This window comes from Pediococcus sp. EKM201D, from assembly GCF_011800215.1.
Lineage (GTDB): Bacteria > Bacillota > Bacilli > Lactobacillales > Lactobacillaceae > Pediococcus > Pediococcus pentosaceus.
In genome coordinates this window covers 1-15,897 of record NZ_JAALFK010000005.1, presented here as the reverse complement: position 1 = coordinate 15,897, position 15,897 = coordinate 1, and the positions used below count along the sequence as shown (strand labels likewise).

Sequence of the window (15,897 nt, the reverse complement as noted above, 5' to 3'; positions counted from 1 at the left end):
AAGTAAGTAAAGAGCTATAATTTATTAACTAACAAAAAGTAAGGGTAGGTAGAAAATTGGCAAAAACATCTAAGATTATTAAAGAACAAAAAATTGAAGAAACGGTAGCTAGATATGCAGAGTTGCGTCGTGAACTTAAGGCGAATAAAGATTACCGAGCTCTAAGTCAGCTTCCTCGTAATGCTTCTCCAACTAGGATGCATCGGCGTGACAGCCTAGACGGAAGACCACACGCCTACATGCGGAAGTTTGGAATGTCGCGTCTAAACTTTAGAAGACTAGCACATGAAGGCCAGATTCCAGGAGTTAGAAAAGCTTCTTGGTAAAATAATGATGAGTTGTAGCAAAGTAAACCATATCGGTGGTCTTGGCTACAGCTTTTTTTGTTTCAAAGAATGCTAAAAATAAAGTGGTAAGATGGTAGATGAGTTAATTCTAAAAGAGAAAGAAGTTTTGTCATTGAAGTTACGAACTCTGATTTACGTGATCATGTCCACGTTTTTATTCAGTTCAATGGAGATTGCGCTTAAAATTGCGGGAGGAACTTTCAATCCCATCCAATTAAATTTTGTGCGTTTCCTCTTGGGCGGCTTGTTGTTACTACCTTTTACATTACAGCGATTAAGAAGGGAACAACGTCACTTAACAGGACGAGATATTGCAGCCTTTTCATTAACTGGATTTTCGTGCGTGTTGGTTAGTATGACCTTGTATCAATTAGCAATTCAGATGTCCTTGCCGGCCACGATTGCGATTCTGTTGAGTGCCAACCCAGCCTTTGGGATGTTAATCGGACTAGTTTTACTGAAAGAGAAAATGTCACGGACTAATACGTTGGCCGTTATTTTAACTTTAGCGGGCTTACTTGTAATTGTTAATCCATTTAATTTAACTAACCCAATGGGAATTACACTGGGACTTTTAAGTTCAATCACCTTCGCCATTTATGGCATCTTAACTCGATTAAGTTCGAATAAGCTAGGCTTTGGCGGAATGACAATGACGTGTTTTTCGTTTATTGCAGGTGCGATTGAGTTGGGAATTTTCATGGCAATTACTCACATTCCAGCTGTCAGTCAAGCCCTTAGCGGATTACAAGGTTTCAGTGATGTTCCATTTTTCCAAGGAATCACCTGGTCTAATATTCTATTAGTTGCCTACATAAGTTTTTTTGTAACCGGATTGGGATTCGGTTTATACTTCCTTGTAATGGAAGAAGCGGGGGTCCCTATTGCTTCTTTGATTTTCTTTATCAAACCAGCGCTGGCTCCAATCCTATCCCTAATTGTTTTAGGTGATCCAATTCATACCAACACGATTGTTGGAATTATTATTATTTTAATTGGTTCAGTAGTTACTCTTACTGGTGAACGAATTGCTACTAGAATGAGTCGGAAATAAATTTAAATTAAAAAACGAATTAAAAGATGATACTTTTAATTCGTTTTTTTTTAGCTTAATTCTTAACCTTGATTTCACAAATAAGAAGCTAAATTATACTATAATGGACTAATAATTAACGGAAAAATCAGGTGGAAACACGAGGAAATGAAAAATGATATTTTTTATTAATGCACAAATGCCAGAAAAGAAGTCCGGAATTGAACACGCGCAGTTAAAGCGCCTTAAGCTCTTTAATAAAATGCACCGAGAGGCTCGTATTGTTTTGCGAGATTGGAGTCCAGAAACTCATCGACTTACCGCCTTAGCAGGAATCGATGATGAACATGTAATTAGCATGTTTGATTACTACCAACAGGCGATGCACGTTGAAAATAAGATTGTCACGCCTCCAGATTTAGATTTAGGAGTTGAAAATCTGAAATTCAGTTCAGATTTTGATCACCAGCGTTATTTAGCGGAAACCATTGATGGTCAATTAGTTGCCAGAATCAATGTTGATATTAAAGATGATCATGTGTTATCAACTGAACTCTTTGATGGATTTGGCAATCTTTACCGAGTTGATCATTATGATAGTCGTGGTTTTATCTCGCTTAGTCAGTGGTATACCCCCGATAATCAAATTGGGACTGAAGAATGGAAAACACCAGAAGGTCGAGTAGCGATTGAGGCTTTTACCAGAAAAAATGCGCAAGGCGAGATGAAACAATCAGCCTGGAAATTAACAACGCAAGCTGGAAAAGTTTATCAATTTGACACAATCGAAGAGCTGACAAAACATTTTTTTGATGATTTAAATAATGACTTTTGGTCAGAAACGCAACCTAATATCTATATTTTAGATCGGGATCATTTAGGCGATTGGGCGCTCTTAAATATGGAAAAACCCGCCTATCGGGTGATTCATTTACACAATTCGCATGCAACTGATGCTCAAAATCCAATGCATTCAACTTTAAACCAACACTATGAGTTTGCCTTGAAATCAATGGATCGTTATGACGCATTTATCAGCGCTACCAAAAAGCAGACCCAAGATGTACGGGCTCGTTTCCAACCCAAAACACATTTATTCACTATTCCAGTTGGGATTGTTCCAGAACAACTGTTAAACAGTAAACGAGTTGCGGTTAAAGAACGCCAATTTGGTAAAATTGTTGCATTTGCGCGGATTGCTTGGGAAAAACATCTAGATGATTTGGTCCGAGCCGTCGCATTGGTTCACCAGGTAGTCCCTGAAGTTACCTTAGATCTTTACGGCTATGCGGATGGTTCTAATAATTACGAGGCTCGACGATTAGTAGAAGAGGTTATCGAAGCCAATCAATTAGAAGACGTAGTCAAATTGAAGGGTTACACTACCGATATTGATAAAGTTGAAAATAACGCAATGATGTTTGGTCTAACTTCTCGAATGGAAGGATTTAATTTGGCGGTAATGGAAGGCATTGCTCATGGATTGATTTCATTTTCATACGATGTTAATTATGGACCAAATGAAATTGTAGAAGATGGTGTAAATGGTAAGGTGGTTCCTTATGGAGATTATGAAGCCCTCGCTCAAGCCATGATTAAAGTGCTAAAAGACCCACAATTAGCCCAGAAATATTCAACCGGAGCCTACGATTCAGCTGAGCGTTACTCGGATGAAAATGTTTGGCACGCGTGGGAAGAATTGTTGCAAGATGCTGAAAATTGTTGGCCAGATAAGTTGAAGGCGATGCCAGAATATCGTGGGGAGGTCCGTAAGTAATGAAATATTTTGTTAGTCGTAGTATTTACACTTTTAATTCTGGAGTGGAACACTCGCAAGCCAATCGTACCCTGCTATTTAACGCCAGTGGCGACCAGGCTCGGTATGTTACTAGAGATTATAATCGCTTATGGGTTAGGGATGCTGAGCGAGTTAACTTAAATTCAACCAATGTTTTGAATATGTATGATTTCTTTCAGGGAACTAGTGCGGTAGAGTGCGTTCAATTACCAGTTCGCGAATTTAAGCAACTGGCATTAAATGAATATCAATTGGTCGAACATGGAGCTGACTACTCAACGGTCGACCATGCCGGTCGCCAATTAGCTCGAATTAATATTATGCCTGGAACGGTCGGTTTAGTGGGTGATATTGAATATTATGATCGCTTTGAAACCGTTGTTAGTCGAGAAAACTTTGATTGGCGCGGATTTAAGTCTTCAATTGATTACTTTCACCCCGATGGCTCCCTAGGCGTACGGCGTTTTTTGAATTTGGCAGGCGAAGTGGTTCTTGAAAATACCTACATGAATGTTGAAGGGCAATTACAGCCTACGATGTGGAAATTAGTTAATTATCATGGAAAGAATTATCGATTTGACACGGAAGATCAGTTATTTCTATTTTTCTTAAATGAAGTTACCCAACAAACGACCGATAATGTAGTGGTATCCGATCACCGTGAGCTTGATTATGTGATTGCTGATGTAGAAAATGCTACCTCTAAATGGGTTGCTTTGCATGGTTCACACGTGGATCAAGGTGGAACTCCTTTTGCTGCATATTCAATTGCCCTCCAAATCCGGGCTCAAGATTTTGATGGAATTATTGTTCCTACACAAGAACAACAGTTGGAACTTAAAGAGCAGTTTCCTGAGTTAAATGTCCAAGTCGCCCCTGATGTGGCGATTAGTCCCGAATTAATCAATTCCAAACCGGTCTGGTTACGGGACCGAATTGCGGGACGAATTATTTTTAGTGGTCGACTAGAAGCTGATAAACGACCAATGGAAGCCTTAAAAGCCTTCTTTAAGGTGCTCGAACAGTTCCCTGACGCTTCGTTGGAATTTAGGGGATATACTAACGACCAAAACCTGTTAAATGAAATGAAAAATTTAGTCGAACAACGTGGAGTTCAAGCTCAGGTTATCTTTGGTAATTATCTTACGGATAATGAAATTCAATCATTTTATAATCGTGCACAAGTTATAGTCAATACTTCGGTTAGTGAAGCTGCCGGTATGAACCTGATTGAAGCGATGGCGCACGGCGTTCCAGTGGTATCTTTTGATACTAAGTATGGATTGCATAGTTTAATTGAAAAAGATAAGAATGGGTATATTGTTACTAACGGGGATTATGCACAGATGGCGCGCCGAATTCAAAAAATCTTAAGTGACGATGTTCTCTGGGCTCAATTAAGCCAAGGTGCTTACGCTAAAGCTCAGGAGTACCGTTTCGATGAAGTTTATCAAAAGTGGCATGCTATCTTAAAATAAAAATAAGCTGTGGAAAGTTTTTAACTTTTACCACAGCTTATTTTTTGTACTTTTTAATTATTTAATAACGCGAAAACGATCTTCGTCATTCATGAATTCTTTGTCACCGGCAGGTTGTTCAATTGAACCAAATGGCATTTGGGCTTTAAGGGTCCAGTTAGCCGGAATATCAAATTTATCAGCGATGAACTTGTCAGCAATTGGATTGTAATGTTGTAATGATGCCCCAATGCCTTCATTAGCAAGCGTTGTCCAAACATCCATGTTGGCAATTCCCATTCCGTGTTCACCAAACATGTCGAAAGCATCCTTATACAATGGGAAGTTAGTTTTAAGGTCCTCGATAACTTTTTCATCAGTATAGAATAATACTGTACCAACTCCAGCCTTAAAAGCTCCTTCCACCTTGGCTTTGGAAGCTTGGAAAGCCTCTTCGTTCGGAACCTCACCATGAAGAATGTCTAGAATGCCATCCCATAGTTCATCATGGGCCTTACCGAATAGGATTACGGCGCGGACCGTTTGACTGTTAAAAGCTGAAGGACTTTGACGGATAGCTTCTTTAATTAAATCAGTAATTTCATCTTCACTGAGTGAAACATTTTTACCAAGAGCGTAAATTGAACGACGTTTTTTAATTGCATCTAAGAATGAATTTGACATATTTAAAATCCCCTTTAAAGTTACTTACTTTTTATTAGTAACTTAAGTATAGGGATATTTTAAAACAATTGCAAGCATTTTGAAAAATTCTGTTTGACCGATGATAAATACACTGTAATAATTAAAGTTAATAACCGAAGTGGTGGAGGATGAAGCTTTGAAAAAGATTAGTACAATTTTAGTTTCAATAATGACCTTATTTTTGCTAGCAGCTTGTGGAAAGAATGCTAAGCCAGAAACAACAACTAAAGAGGATACTGTCCAAAAAACAGCAACTAAATTAAAAGTAGATACAAAAAAAGAGAAAACCAATGCTTTGGGTAATGCTTTAATTAATATTAAAACTAATGCCAAGGCAGAAGTTAAAATTACCAATTTAAAGACACGAAAAACCGAAGTTGCCAAGGCAGATGCTGAAGGTAAAGTAGTTTACAATGTTCATTTAGGTAAGAAAGTTAAGTCGATTCAATTTGAAATTGGATCAACGGCTAGTGGGCATACAGCTAGTTCAACAATTAAAGTTACTATTATTAATAATTCAGACGCGTATACAGAGTGGGCGGCTAATAGTGCATCGACATCTACAGATGCTGATGCAGTTAGTATGGATGAATCATCTTCCAGTGAAGAAAGTAGTGTAGATACTCAATCAACGGACCAAAGTGCAGATACTACGGGAGTCGATACCACTACGGATGCTGCTAACAACACCCCAGCTGGTGGGGCAGCAACTACTGGAACTGCGGGTAATACAGGTGGCAGTAACTACACTCCGGCTAATGCTGGAAATACCACTTCGAATGCTAATTCGACGGCTAATAATTCAACTGCCAATTCTACCACTACGGATTCCGATGCGGCTGCTGATAATGGTGCCAATGATGTGGCAGTGCAGACTGTTACTGAAAAAGATACGGAAAACTAATATAAAAAACGCGAAACAAGTTGCGGGCCTTGACCCTTAAATTTGTTTCGCGTTTTTAATTTAAATGGATTAAGCTTGGAATTTCGCTAAATGATTAACGGGTCCATACTTATGACCTACTGCGATTGGGTTGGCAATTGCAGCGGTAACAAATTTTTTAGCAATACGGATAGCAGTTGGAATATCAGTTCCCTTAGCGATTTCAGCAGTGATACATGCTGAGAGGACATCGCCAGTACCGTTAACCCGGTCAGTTTCAATGTATGGTTCACTAAGCCAAAAACTGGAGCCATCTTCCAAGAGAACGAAGTCACGAACTTCGGTTTGTTCACCCGGTTTGTGCGAACCCTTCAACATCACATTTTTAGCACCCATTTCCTGTAGGATATGAGCAGCTTGGATGGTATCATCGTCATTTTTAATATCAATACCAGTAAGTTTGATTGCTTCATAAAAATTAGGAGTAATCACAGTTGCCAATGGAATGAGTTGTTGCTTTAAAGTTTCGAAAGCTTCTTCTTCAAGTAACAAGGCACCATGCTTGGTAATAATTACAGGATCTAAGACTAGTGGTCCAAAATCAAATTTTTGATAGTTTTTAACGACTGTTTCAATCATGGGACTGTCAGCAAGCATGCCAGTTTTACTAGCACGGATTTTAAAATCAGCTGCAAGAGATTGAAATTCTTGATCAACAAAATCGGTGGGTAGGGCGTGGCTTGCTTGAATACCGTAAGAGTTACCGGCTACGCAGGCAGTCATGACACACATTCCATGAACGTTACGACGTTGGAATGTGTTCATATCTGCTTCCATTCCAGCACTTCCATCTGAATCAGAACCAGCGATAGTTAAAGCTTGTGGAAATTCATTTGACATTAAATTCACACTCCTCATAAATGGTTGATTCAAGGATACCATAATTTAAGAAACTTAATTTAATGGAATTGATTGGAGATTCAAAGCGGCATTTTTAAAAATCAATTTTTGGAGACGAAGAATAGCAGTTTTAACTACAATATTTTCGGCCGTGATTTCAGTTTGAATTAGAGCATTAAACTGATTCCAATGTTTAATAAGTTCGGAAGTGGAATGGAAATTTAATTGGCTAAAAATACTGATAGCAACATTCAAGGTACGGTCAATATTTTCGTCAGTAATATTGCTTGGTAATAATTGAATAAATTGGTGTTGAATAGTCGTGGGATTGGTAATTCCAATGTTTTTAGCAAATTCTCCATGTGAATCTGCCTCCCAAGAATAAAGATCGTGCTGCCAAATCCCTGTTGAAGAGCTGCTAATGGTAATTTGGTGAAAAGGGTGTTCTCCAACTAGTGCGAATAACGACAGCGGTGGAACTAATTCAATAATAGGAATTGGACTTTGATAATGGTCATCAGGTAATCCGGGACTGTCAAAGATAATGGTTTGAATTCGATGACGATGGGTATCAGAAATATCCATGCAAGCTAGAGCAGCAATGGAAGCTCCTTGAGAAAAGCCAACGCAATAGATGTTTTGATTATCGTGCTGTAGGGCTTGGAGGAGATATTGGTGTGCTTGGATTTTTAACTTATTTATGGAAGAAAATGAAAAATGGAGGTCAGCTTTCCAACTTAATAAGGTTCCGTTAGGGCCTCTAAAAGCAATGACTTTAGTGGTTTTTGAAAGAACAAAAGTAGCCGCTAAAAAGCGGTGTGGTCCTTGGACCACATCGCATATTTGAACACTTTGATATCGATTGCTAAAAGCAATTTGTTCTAACATTTGGCGATCAGCAGGTAAAATCAAGTAATTTTCATTATCTACAAATTCAATTAATTTCATGCAAGCTTCCACTAAAGGGGCTGAAGGCTGAGTTAGTACGGCTTCAAAGGGGAGTCCGACCAAACGGCTAAATAAAGCTAAGTCTAATTCGATGGGCTGACTTTCGATTTCGCGCTGATACTCGGCTAAAAAATTAATTAATTTTGTCATCGTGCTATTCACTGTCCTTAGTATAGGTTATGAAAAAGAGTATCACGGTGCTGGTTCACTCGTCAAACTCGGTTACAAGTAAAAAACAGAATATAGCTGAAATTTTTAGTCATAGATGATATACTGAAAGCGAATACATTATTGGTGTATACCAATGAAATAGGAGGAAATTTTAATGGGAAGACTAGGTATTTCAATCTATCCAGACCGGGTGGGCGTGGAGGAAACCAAAAAATATATTAAATTAGCAAGTAAATATGGTTTTAAACGGATTTTTACATCGCTACTACAAATCAAGGGTGATCAAGAAAAGGTCGTGAACCAATTCAAAGATATGATTGAATATGGAAATTCATTAGGAATGGACACGATGGTAGATATCAATCCACGTTTGTTTGAACAGTTAGGGGTATCCTACGATAACCTCAAATTTTTCCATGATATTGGGGCATGGGCCATTCGACTGGATGAAGGATTTACGGGGATGGAAGAGGCTCGAATGACGCATAATCCTTATGATTTAAAAATCGAAGTTAATATGAGTCGTGGAACGCACTATATTGATCAAATCATGGATTACTCACCAAACCGGGATAATTTGATTGGTTCACATAATTTTTATCCTCAAAGATATACAGGATTAGGGTTAGACTATTTCAAACAAACCTCTGAACAATATCGGAAGCATAATTTAAATACCGCCGCTTTTGTTAATGCCCCTTCTGGTAATATCGGTCCTTGGCCACTCCAAGAAGAAATGGTTTCACTGGAAGAACATCGTGGACAAACCCTCTTCACACAAATTATGCATTTGAAGATGCTAGGATTGATTGATGATGTCTTAATTTCTAATGCTGGTGTTACTGAAGAAGATTTAAAAGCCGCTTCCGAAGCATTTAAAATGAGTATGCCAGCCTTTCATGTGATTCCAGCTCCTTCAATGACAGAATTAGAACATAAAATTGTTTTTGAAAGCCAACACTCATATCGTGGCGATCATTCGGATTACGTTTTACGTAGCACAATGACCCGCGTTTGGTATCGTGATGAAGATGTGCCTGCTAACAATCCTGTTCCAATTAAAAAAGGCGACGTGTTAGTAATGAATAATGAGTATGCCCAGTACAAAGCTGAAACACAAATTGCTTTGCAAGATTTAGAAAATAATGGTCGAGTTAATGTTGTGGGTCATGTTGCTAAAGAAGATGCTATGATTTTAGACAGCTTACAGCCTTGGAGTGACTTCAAGATGCTTGAATCTAAATAGAAAAAATAAGAAAGTTATGGAACAAGAGTCGGATATCAAGGTCTTGAATAATAGGGCTACCAGCTTTTAACCATAACTTTTTTATGTATAATAAAAAACAAATTCCAAATTAGGTGTTAACGGTTTTAATTTGTAGGTACAAATGTTATTATGTATTTGTGAAAGCGATTCCAATATTTTGGGAAAGTAATTTTAAGGTCATATCAATTATTTACTAATTCAGATTGTAATTGCTGATCAATAAAAATTTAGGGAGGTTTTATTTATGAGTGACAACAATAAGACTAATGCATTTGCTGAAAAGCTAATGCCAATTGCCGGAAAAGTTGCTTCATCTCGTCACTTGGTTGCTTTGCGTGATGGTTTTGCGCTAGTAATGCCACTGATCATTATTGGATCAGTATTCATGATTATTAGTCAGTTCCCAATCCCCGCATATCTAAACTTGATGTCAAGTTTGTTTGGTGCAGATTGGCAAACTACGGTTGGCTGGGCTACTAATGCTACATTTAGTGTGATCGGAATGGTAGCTGTAATCGGTATTTCGTATGAATTAGCTAAATCATATGAAGGAATCGATGCTCTTTCTGCAAGTATGGTTTCCTTAGCTTCATTTATGTTAACGATTCCATTGAATATAGATAAGGCAGGAGCAGCATGGGTACCACTAACACAATTAGGTTCAATGGGACTCTTTGAAGCTCTTCTAATCGGGTTATTCATTACTGATGCATTCGTTTGGATGATTCATAAAAATTGGCAATTTAAGATGCCAGACACAGTTCCACCTGCTGTAGGACATGCATTTTCATCATTAATTCCAGGTTTTGTTATTATTTTAGGTATGTGGTTACTTCGTTTAGGTGTTAGCTTCACGGACTTTAAGACGATTCCAAATGTTATTACAGTAATCGTTGCTCAACCTTTGAACGTCGTTGGTGGATCAATCTTCGGTGCTCTAGTTGCTGAATTCTTCGTTGTATTCCTTTGGTTATTTGGTATCCATGGTTCAAACATCGTTGGTGGAATCATGGCTCCAATTTGGTTAGGAAAGATGACTGAAAATGCTGATGCTGTTAAAGCACATAAGGCTATTCCAAACATTGCCACACAACAATTCTTTGATAACTTTGTTCACTTTGGTGGTGCCGGTGAAACATTATCACTTGCTTTGATGTTAATGTTCTTGGCTAAATCAGAAAACTTATCAGCTATTGGTAAATTAGCTGGTGTTCCAGGATTATTCAATATTAACGAACCAATTATCTTTGGTTTCCCAATTGTTTTGAACCCGGTTATTGCGATTCCATTCGTGATTGTTCCATTGATTTCAGTTATCACGACTTACTACGCAATGAAGTTCGGTTGGGTTGGTAAACCACTTGGTGTTGCTGTTCCTTGGACAACTCCACCTTTGATTTCTGGATACCTTGCAACTGGTAAGATTTCCGGTGCAGTTATTCAATTAGTTAACTTAGCAATCGGTGGAGCAATCTACTATCCATTCTTCAAGATTGCTGACCGTCAAGCACTTCAGCAAGAAGCTGAAAAACGTGCTCAAATGGCCAACAAATAAGCCGATCACTAAAAAAATAAAAATGTGGCCAATGAGTTTAGTTAAGCTCATTTCCCGCATTTTTTATTTATCCAAGAAACTGCTATGCTAAATGTAGATTGAGAAGAGATAGGGGAATTAAATATGAGTAAAAGAAAAAATAAATTAACAGCGGCGCAAAAATCAGAAAAAGCCCAAGCAGTGATTGCAGATTCAAGAAAACCCACATTGACGATTGATAATTTACCAACATGGTTACAAGGAATTGCGTTATCACGGTTTAAATGGATTCAGTGGATTGCGTTTTTACCATTGCTAATTGCCTTTATCGCTTCACCAATGCTACAAAATGAGGTGCCAGCAGCTCTAGGAAGTTCAGCTGGAATGGTGAATAAAAATGTTTTGTTTTTAGTTCCATTTTGTTGTTTAATCGTGGCCTACTTCTGCTGGATTTCCATCAGAACTCGTCGTCGAGTTGATAAAGTAAGCGAAGATGTAGAGAAATTTGCAGTAATGGAAATGGAAACCATTCTTGGTGATTTAATTGTGATTGCAATTTGTACAGTAGTAACCCTTTGGCAAGTTTTTGTCGCTTTTCATTAAAAAAGGTGTAGCTAAAAATATTGAAAATTATTACCTAAACGTAAAAGTGTTTATAATTGCTAATTTTTTGTAAGCAAGTAAAATGAATAGTGGAGGTAGATAGTTATGACAAAAAAAGTTTTGATTTTAGGTGCTCATGGAAAAATTGCTCGTTTGGCAGAAAAGGAATTTTTGGAAAAAACGGATGATAGTTTAAAGCTATTTTTACGCAAAGCTAGTCGTTTAAATCCAGTTCAACCTGATCGAGAAACCGTAATCGAAGGTGACGCAACTAACTTAGAACAATTAGTCGCAGCTATGCAGGGAGTCGATGCGGTTTACGCTAATTTAGCTGGTGGCGATATTAAACAACAGGCCCAAGCGGTGGTAAAAGCGATGGATAAGGTCGGGATTAAAAGATTAGTCTGGATTTCTACCCTTGGAATTTACGATGAGGTACCTGGTAAGTTTGGTGAATGGAATAATTCAACATTGGGGAGTTACATAACCAATTATCGGGCTGCCGCTGATGTGATTGAGGACAGTGATCTGGACTATACGATCGTTCGTCCAGCTTGGTTAACTAACAACGACGAAGTTGATTTCGAAGTTACTCAAAAGGGCGAGGTCTTCAAAGGAACTGAAGTTTCTCGGAAGAGTATCGCTCACATCGTGGTGGAACTTATTCAAAATAATACCGAGTTGAAGCATTCCATCGGTGTTAATAAGCCCAATACAGATGGTGATAAGCCGAGCTGGTATTAAACAAGAAAGTAACAAAAATGAAGATAAGTATGTGAAAAATCTTTAACCTTCTAAAAGGTGGAACTCCACATCCTTATCTTTTTTCTGTATAATCTACCGTATAGAAAAAATGTATATGAATAAAAATAAAGGTGGTATCCCAGATGACAATTGATTGGAATGCTGAAGTACAAAGTCGTAAAGACGTTATGTTAGAACGCTTAATGGAATTACTTAAGATTGATAGCTCACGTGATACAGAACATGCAACCAAAGATGCTCCACTTGGACCTGGTCCCCGTAAAGCTTTGGAAACGATGTTGGCTTTTGCCAAAGAAGATGGATTTGTAACGAAGAACATCGATAACGTTGCAGGTCATATTGAATACGGAGATGGCGAAGAAATTTTCGGAATTCTCGGTCATATGGACGAAGTGCCCGCTGGGGAAGGTTGGGAAACTAACCCATTTGAACCAGTAGAAAAAAATGGACGAATTTATGCACGTGGAATTAGTGATGATAAGGGCCCTTCAATGGCTGCTTATTTAGCATTACAAATCATTAAAGAATTGAAGTTGCCCGTTTCTAAAAAAATCCGTTTAATCTTTGGAACCGATGAAGAGAGCGAATGGGTTGGTATGAATCGTTATCTTGAAGTTGAAAAAACTCCTGATTTTGGTTTTTCTCCAGATGCTGAATTCCCAATTATTAATGGTGAAAAAGGGATTGCTTCCTTCAAAATTGAACTTCCTCAATCAGATGGACAAGGCGATTTAGTTTTGAAATCATTTACTAGTGGTATTAAAGAAAATATGATTCCACGGGATGCAACAGCAATCGCAATTGCTGATAATGTTGACGTTGAAGAACTTAAAACCGAATTTGATACATTTTTAGCTGAAAATGGATTGACGGGAGAATTTACCGTTGATGGAAATGAATTGAAATTTTTCTTGATTGGAAAATCAGCACATGCGCTAGAACCGAAAGCAGGATTGAATGCTGCTACCTTTTTAGCAACTTTCTTAAATACTAAAGTAGCCAGCAACTATTTGAAGATGATTGCCGAACAAATGCATTTAGATTCACGTGGTCATAAGTTAGGAATTAATTCGATTGATGCTAAGATGGGTGACTTAACGGTCACACCGGACTTATTTAATTACGAATTCGGTAAGACTAATCACGTTATTATTAACGTTCGTTACCCTCAATCAACGAATGCGGATGAAATTATCGAAAAGGCAACTGAGGCCCTTTCGGATTTTGAAGCAAAAGTTGAAATTCATGGACACGCCCAAGTACCACATTATGTATCCGGTGAAGACCCATTGGTTAAAACACTTCTTTCAGTTTACGAAGAACATACTGGTGAAAAGGGTGAAGAAACGGTCATTGGTGGTGGAACTTACGGTCGAATTTTAGATCGCGGTGTTGCCTTTGGGGCCCAGTTCCCAGGCCGTGAAAATGTCATGCATCAAGCTAATGAATACATGGAAATTGATGATATTATCAACGCTGCTGTTATCTACGCCCATGCAATTTATGAGTTAGCTAAATAAGGTTGACAGTCGTTTTGAATATCCGTAAAATTGTAACCAATAACGAAGCTTTGAAGTAGCATAGTAGGTTATTAAGCAAGCAAACAGAAATCTGGTGGGGATGCGAATCAGACTTGTTAATGACGCGAATTACACTATGGAGCTTTCATTTAATGAACGGATCATCTCGTTATCGATGTTGAGCGGAGTATTGATACTCAATCAAGGTGGTAACGCGGAAAAATTCGTCCCTGATCTTAATTTTTTAAGATTGGGGACGTTTTTATTTCTAATTGAAGATGGTCGATAAAATTGGAGGAATGAAAATGAATATTATTGATGAACTTACTTGGCGTGGTGCGGTTAACCAACAAACAGACGAAGAAGGCTTGAAAAAGTTAACAGACGAAAAGAAGATTGGGCTTTATGCTGGTATTGATCCAACGGGTGATAGTATGCATATTGGACACTTAATTCCTTTCATGGTTTTGAAGAGATTCCAACAAGCAGGTCATAAACCAGTTATTTTAATTGGTGGTGGGACTGGATCGATTGGTGATCCATCAGGTAAAAAATCAGAACGAGTTCTACAAACTATGGAACAAGTTCACCATAATGAAGAAGCCTTGAAGTCTCAAATGGTGAAATTTTTTGGAACCGATAATTTCCGAATGGTTAACAATTATGATTGGCTTTCTAAAATGTCCTTGTTAGACTTCTTACGTGATTACGGTAAGTTATTTAACGTTAATACGATGTTAGCTAAGGATATCGTAGCAAGTCGTTTGGAAGTTGGTATTTCATTTACAGAATTTACATACCAAATTCTACAATCAATTGACTTTTTACATCTATATAAGAATGAAGATGTTCAACTTCAAATCGGTGGAGGAGATCAATGGGGTAATATTACAGCTGGTACAGATTTAATTCACCGAATGGAAGGTCAAGAAGCAAAGGTTTATGGTTTAACTATTCCATTGTTATTGAAAGCTGACGGAACCAAGTTTGGTAAGTCCGAGGGTGGTAACGTTTGGCTAGATGCTGAAAAGACCACTCCTTATGAATTCTACCAATTCTGGTTGAATCAAGATGATCGGGATGTAGTTAAATTCTTGAAGTACTTTACATTCTTAAGTCATGAAGAAATTGAACGTTTGGCTGAAACAGTTAAAACAGCTCCAGAAAAACGAGAAGCACAACGTCGTTTGGCAGAAGAAGTTACTTCATTTGTGCACGGGGATGCAGCGGTTGAAGAAGCACAACATATTTCAGCAGCTTTATTCTCAGGTGAAGTAAAAGATTTAACTGCTAGTGAAATTGAACAAGGCTTTAAGAATATGCCAAGTGTTGATGTTGAGAATAAGAAAGAAAACATTGTACTTTGGTTAGTTGATACCACTAAGATTGAATCATCACGGCGCCAAGCTCGGGAAGACATTCAAAATGGAGCTATTCGAATTAACGGAGAAAAAGTAACAGACGTTAATGCTGAAATCGACCCTGCAAGTAACTTTGATGGTAAGTTTGTAATTGTACGTCGGGGAAAGAAGAAGTATTTCTTAGCTCGAGTAAAATAATAGTATAAAAAAGATTGAGTCAATTTTGGCTCAATCTTTTTTATTTTCAATATATATGGGCTTAAGAGCGATGAAAATAACACCCCCAAGGGATGTGAATACAGGAATAGTAGCTAGTTAGCTAGTGATTTACGATTTTTTAAAATAAATATGGCAAAAGTGTTGACGAACCTTAAAAACGAGTGTATAGTATATTTCTGTTGTCGCGAGAGATGACGTCATCAAGTTTTCAAATTTTAATTCAAATTAATTAAAATTAGTTGTTGACATTTGAATCTCCACACGATATACTAATTAAGTTGTTAAAAACGCTAACAACGTTGATATGATAACGATAGTAGACCTTTGAAAACTGAACAAAATTTTGACAATCAATAGTGTAGGGTCTTACAAATCGCAAGATTATG

14 protein-coding genes are annotated in these 15,897 nt (G+C 37.8%); 11 read left to right on the top strand and 3 right to left on the bottom strand.

Annotated features, from left to right (window positions below; translation table 11 throughout):
* Positions 1 to 56 precede the first annotated feature (56 nt).
* The 4 genes from rpsN (at position 57) to HFC68_RS07555 (ending at position 4,656) form a co-directional block, all read left to right on the top strand.
* Positions 57 to 326, top strand: a complete 270-nt coding sequence (gene rpsN, locus HFC68_RS07570) for a 30S ribosomal protein S14 (protein ID WP_011672936.1) — start codon at positions 57 to 59, stop codon at positions 324 to 326.
* Positions 327 to 417: 91 nt separating this feature from the next.
* A complete protein-coding gene (locus HFC68_RS07565) occupies positions 418 to 1,401 on the top strand; it encodes a DMT family transporter (RefSeq protein ID WP_011672937.1) in 984 nt (327 codons plus the stop codon).
* Positions 1,402 to 1,555: 154 nt separating this feature from the next.
* Positions 1,556 to 3,157 (top strand): glycosyltransferase, encoded by a 1,602-nt coding sequence (locus tag HFC68_RS07560; protein WP_011672938.1) that lies wholly within the window; start codon positions 1,556 to 1,558, stop codon positions 3,155 to 3,157.
* Positions 3,157 to 4,656: a glycosyltransferase gene (locus HFC68_RS07555; RefSeq protein WP_011672939.1), complete on the top strand. Its 1,500-nt coding sequence runs from the start codon at positions 3,157 to 3,159 to the stop codon at positions 4,654 to 4,656. The genes HFC68_RS07560 and HFC68_RS07555 overlap by 1 nt, the downstream gene beginning before the upstream one ends.
* A gap of 57 nt (positions 4,657 to 4,713) precedes the next feature.
* Here the strand turns inward: HFC68_RS07555 and HFC68_RS07550 are convergent, their stop codons facing one another.
* Entirely contained in the window at positions 4,714 to 5,319 is a 606-nt protein-coding gene (locus HFC68_RS07550) for a nitroreductase family protein (RefSeq protein ID WP_011672940.1), read from the bottom strand.
* A 157-nt stretch (positions 5,320 to 5,476) separates the two neighbouring features.
* On the opposite strand from HFC68_RS07550, the gene HFC68_RS07545 reads away from it, so the two are divergent.
* On the top strand, positions 5,477 to 6,244 hold the full coding sequence (locus HFC68_RS07545; RefSeq protein ID WP_011672941.1) for a lipoprotein: 768 nt from the start codon (positions 5,477 to 5,479) through the stop codon (positions 6,242 to 6,244).
* A 69-nt stretch (positions 6,245 to 6,313) separates the two neighbouring features.
* Here HFC68_RS07545 and thiD read toward each other — a convergent pair whose 3' ends face one another.
* Together thiD and HFC68_RS07535 are read right to left on the bottom strand one after the other, a co-directional pair.
* Positions 6,314 to 7,123, bottom strand: coding sequence for a bifunctional hydroxymethylpyrimidine kinase/phosphomethylpyrimidine kinase (gene thiD, locus HFC68_RS07540; protein WP_011672942.1), 810 nt, complete (start codon positions 7,121 to 7,123; stop codon positions 6,314 to 6,316).
* 54 nt (positions 7,124 to 7,177) lie between these two features.
* Positions 7,178 to 8,221: a DUF2974 domain-containing protein gene (locus tag HFC68_RS07535; RefSeq protein ID WP_011672943.1), complete on the bottom strand. Its 1,044-nt coding sequence runs from the start codon at positions 8,219 to 8,221 to the stop codon at positions 7,178 to 7,180.
* A 175-nt stretch (positions 8,222 to 8,396) separates the two neighbouring features.
* Here HFC68_RS07535 and HFC68_RS07530 point away from each other — a divergent pair, with 175 nt between their 5' ends.
* The 6 genes from HFC68_RS07530 to tyrS all read left to right on the top strand — a co-directional run bounded on the left by HFC68_RS07530 (position 8,397) and on the right by tyrS (position 15,490).
* On the top strand, positions 8,397 to 9,488 hold the full coding sequence (locus HFC68_RS07530) for a DUF871 domain-containing protein (protein WP_011672944.1): 1,092 nt from the start codon (positions 8,397 to 8,399) through the stop codon (positions 9,486 to 9,488).
* Between the two features lie 265 nt (positions 9,489 to 9,753).
* Positions 9,754 to 11,064, top strand: coding sequence for a PTS cellobiose transporter subunit IIC (celB, locus tag HFC68_RS07525; protein ID WP_011672945.1), 1,311 nt, complete (start codon positions 9,754 to 9,756; stop codon positions 11,062 to 11,064).
* A 123-nt stretch (positions 11,065 to 11,187) separates the two neighbouring features.
* The gene (locus tag HFC68_RS07520) at positions 11,188 to 11,646 is read left to right on the top strand and encodes a hypothetical protein (RefSeq protein WP_002834504.1); all 459 of its coding nucleotides are present in this window, start codon (positions 11,188 to 11,190) and stop codon (positions 11,644 to 11,646) included.
* 105 nt (positions 11,647 to 11,751) lie between these two features.
* The gene (locus HFC68_RS07515) at positions 11,752 to 12,390 is read left to right on the top strand and encodes an SDR family oxidoreductase (protein WP_002834503.1); all 639 of its coding nucleotides are present in this window, start codon (positions 11,752 to 11,754) and stop codon (positions 12,388 to 12,390) included.
* A gap of 143 nt (positions 12,391 to 12,533) precedes the next feature.
* Positions 12,534 to 13,931, top strand: a complete 1,398-nt coding sequence (pepV, locus tag HFC68_RS07510) for a dipeptidase PepV (protein ID WP_011672946.1) — start codon at positions 12,534 to 12,536, stop codon at positions 13,929 to 13,931.
* Positions 13,932 to 14,236: 305 nt separating this feature from the next.
* Positions 14,237 to 15,490 carry a tyrosine--tRNA ligase gene (gene tyrS, locus HFC68_RS07505; protein ID WP_011672947.1) on the top strand — a complete coding sequence of 418 codons (1,254 nt, stop codon included), beginning with the start codon at positions 14,237 to 14,239 and terminating at the stop codon, positions 15,488 to 15,490.
* Positions 15,491 to 15,897 lie beyond the last annotated feature (407 nt).

What these genes read in the sequence shown, in the direction of transcription:
- pepV (WP_011672946.1), top strand. Translation starts at nt 12,534, where the DNA reads ATGACAATTGATTGGAATGCTGAAGTACAAAGTCGTAAAGACGTTATG.
- HFC68_RS07515 (WP_002834503.1), top strand. Translation starts at nt 11,752, where the DNA reads ATGACAAAAAAAGTTTTGATTTTAGGTGCTCATGGAAAAATTGCTCGT.
- thiD (WP_011672942.1), bottom strand. Translation starts at nt 7,123, where the DNA reads ATGTCAAATGAATTTCCACAAGCTTTAACTATCGCTGGTTCTGATTCA.
- tyrS (WP_011672947.1), top strand. Translation starts at nt 14,237, where the DNA reads ATGAATATTATTGATGAACTTACTTGGCGTGGTGCGGTTAACCAACAA.
- HFC68_RS07560 (WP_011672938.1), top strand. Translation starts at nt 1,556, where the DNA reads ATGATATTTTTTATTAATGCACAAATGCCAGAAAAGAAGTCCGGAATT.
- celB (WP_011672945.1), top strand. Translation starts at nt 9,754, where the DNA reads ATGAGTGACAACAATAAGACTAATGCATTTGCTGAAAAGCTAATGCCA.
- HFC68_RS07565 (WP_011672937.1), top strand. Translation starts at nt 418, where the DNA reads ATGGTAGATGAGTTAATTCTAAAAGAGAAAGAAGTTTTGTCATTGAAG.
- HFC68_RS07550 (WP_011672940.1), bottom strand. Translation starts at nt 5,319, where the DNA reads ATGTCAAATTCATTCTTAGATGCAATTAAAAAACGTCGTTCAATTTAC.
- HFC68_RS07535 (WP_011672943.1), bottom strand. Translation starts at nt 8,221, where the DNA reads ATGACAAAATTAATTAATTTTTTAGCCGAGTATCAGCGCGAAATCGAA.
- HFC68_RS07520 (WP_002834504.1), top strand. Translation starts at nt 11,188, where the DNA reads ATGAGTAAAAGAAAAAATAAATTAACAGCGGCGCAAAAATCAGAAAAA.
- HFC68_RS07555 (WP_011672939.1), top strand. Translation starts at nt 3,157, where the DNA reads ATGAAATATTTTGTTAGTCGTAGTATTTACACTTTTAATTCTGGAGTG.
- HFC68_RS07530 (WP_011672944.1), top strand. Translation starts at nt 8,397, where the DNA reads ATGGGAAGACTAGGTATTTCAATCTATCCAGACCGGGTGGGCGTGGAG.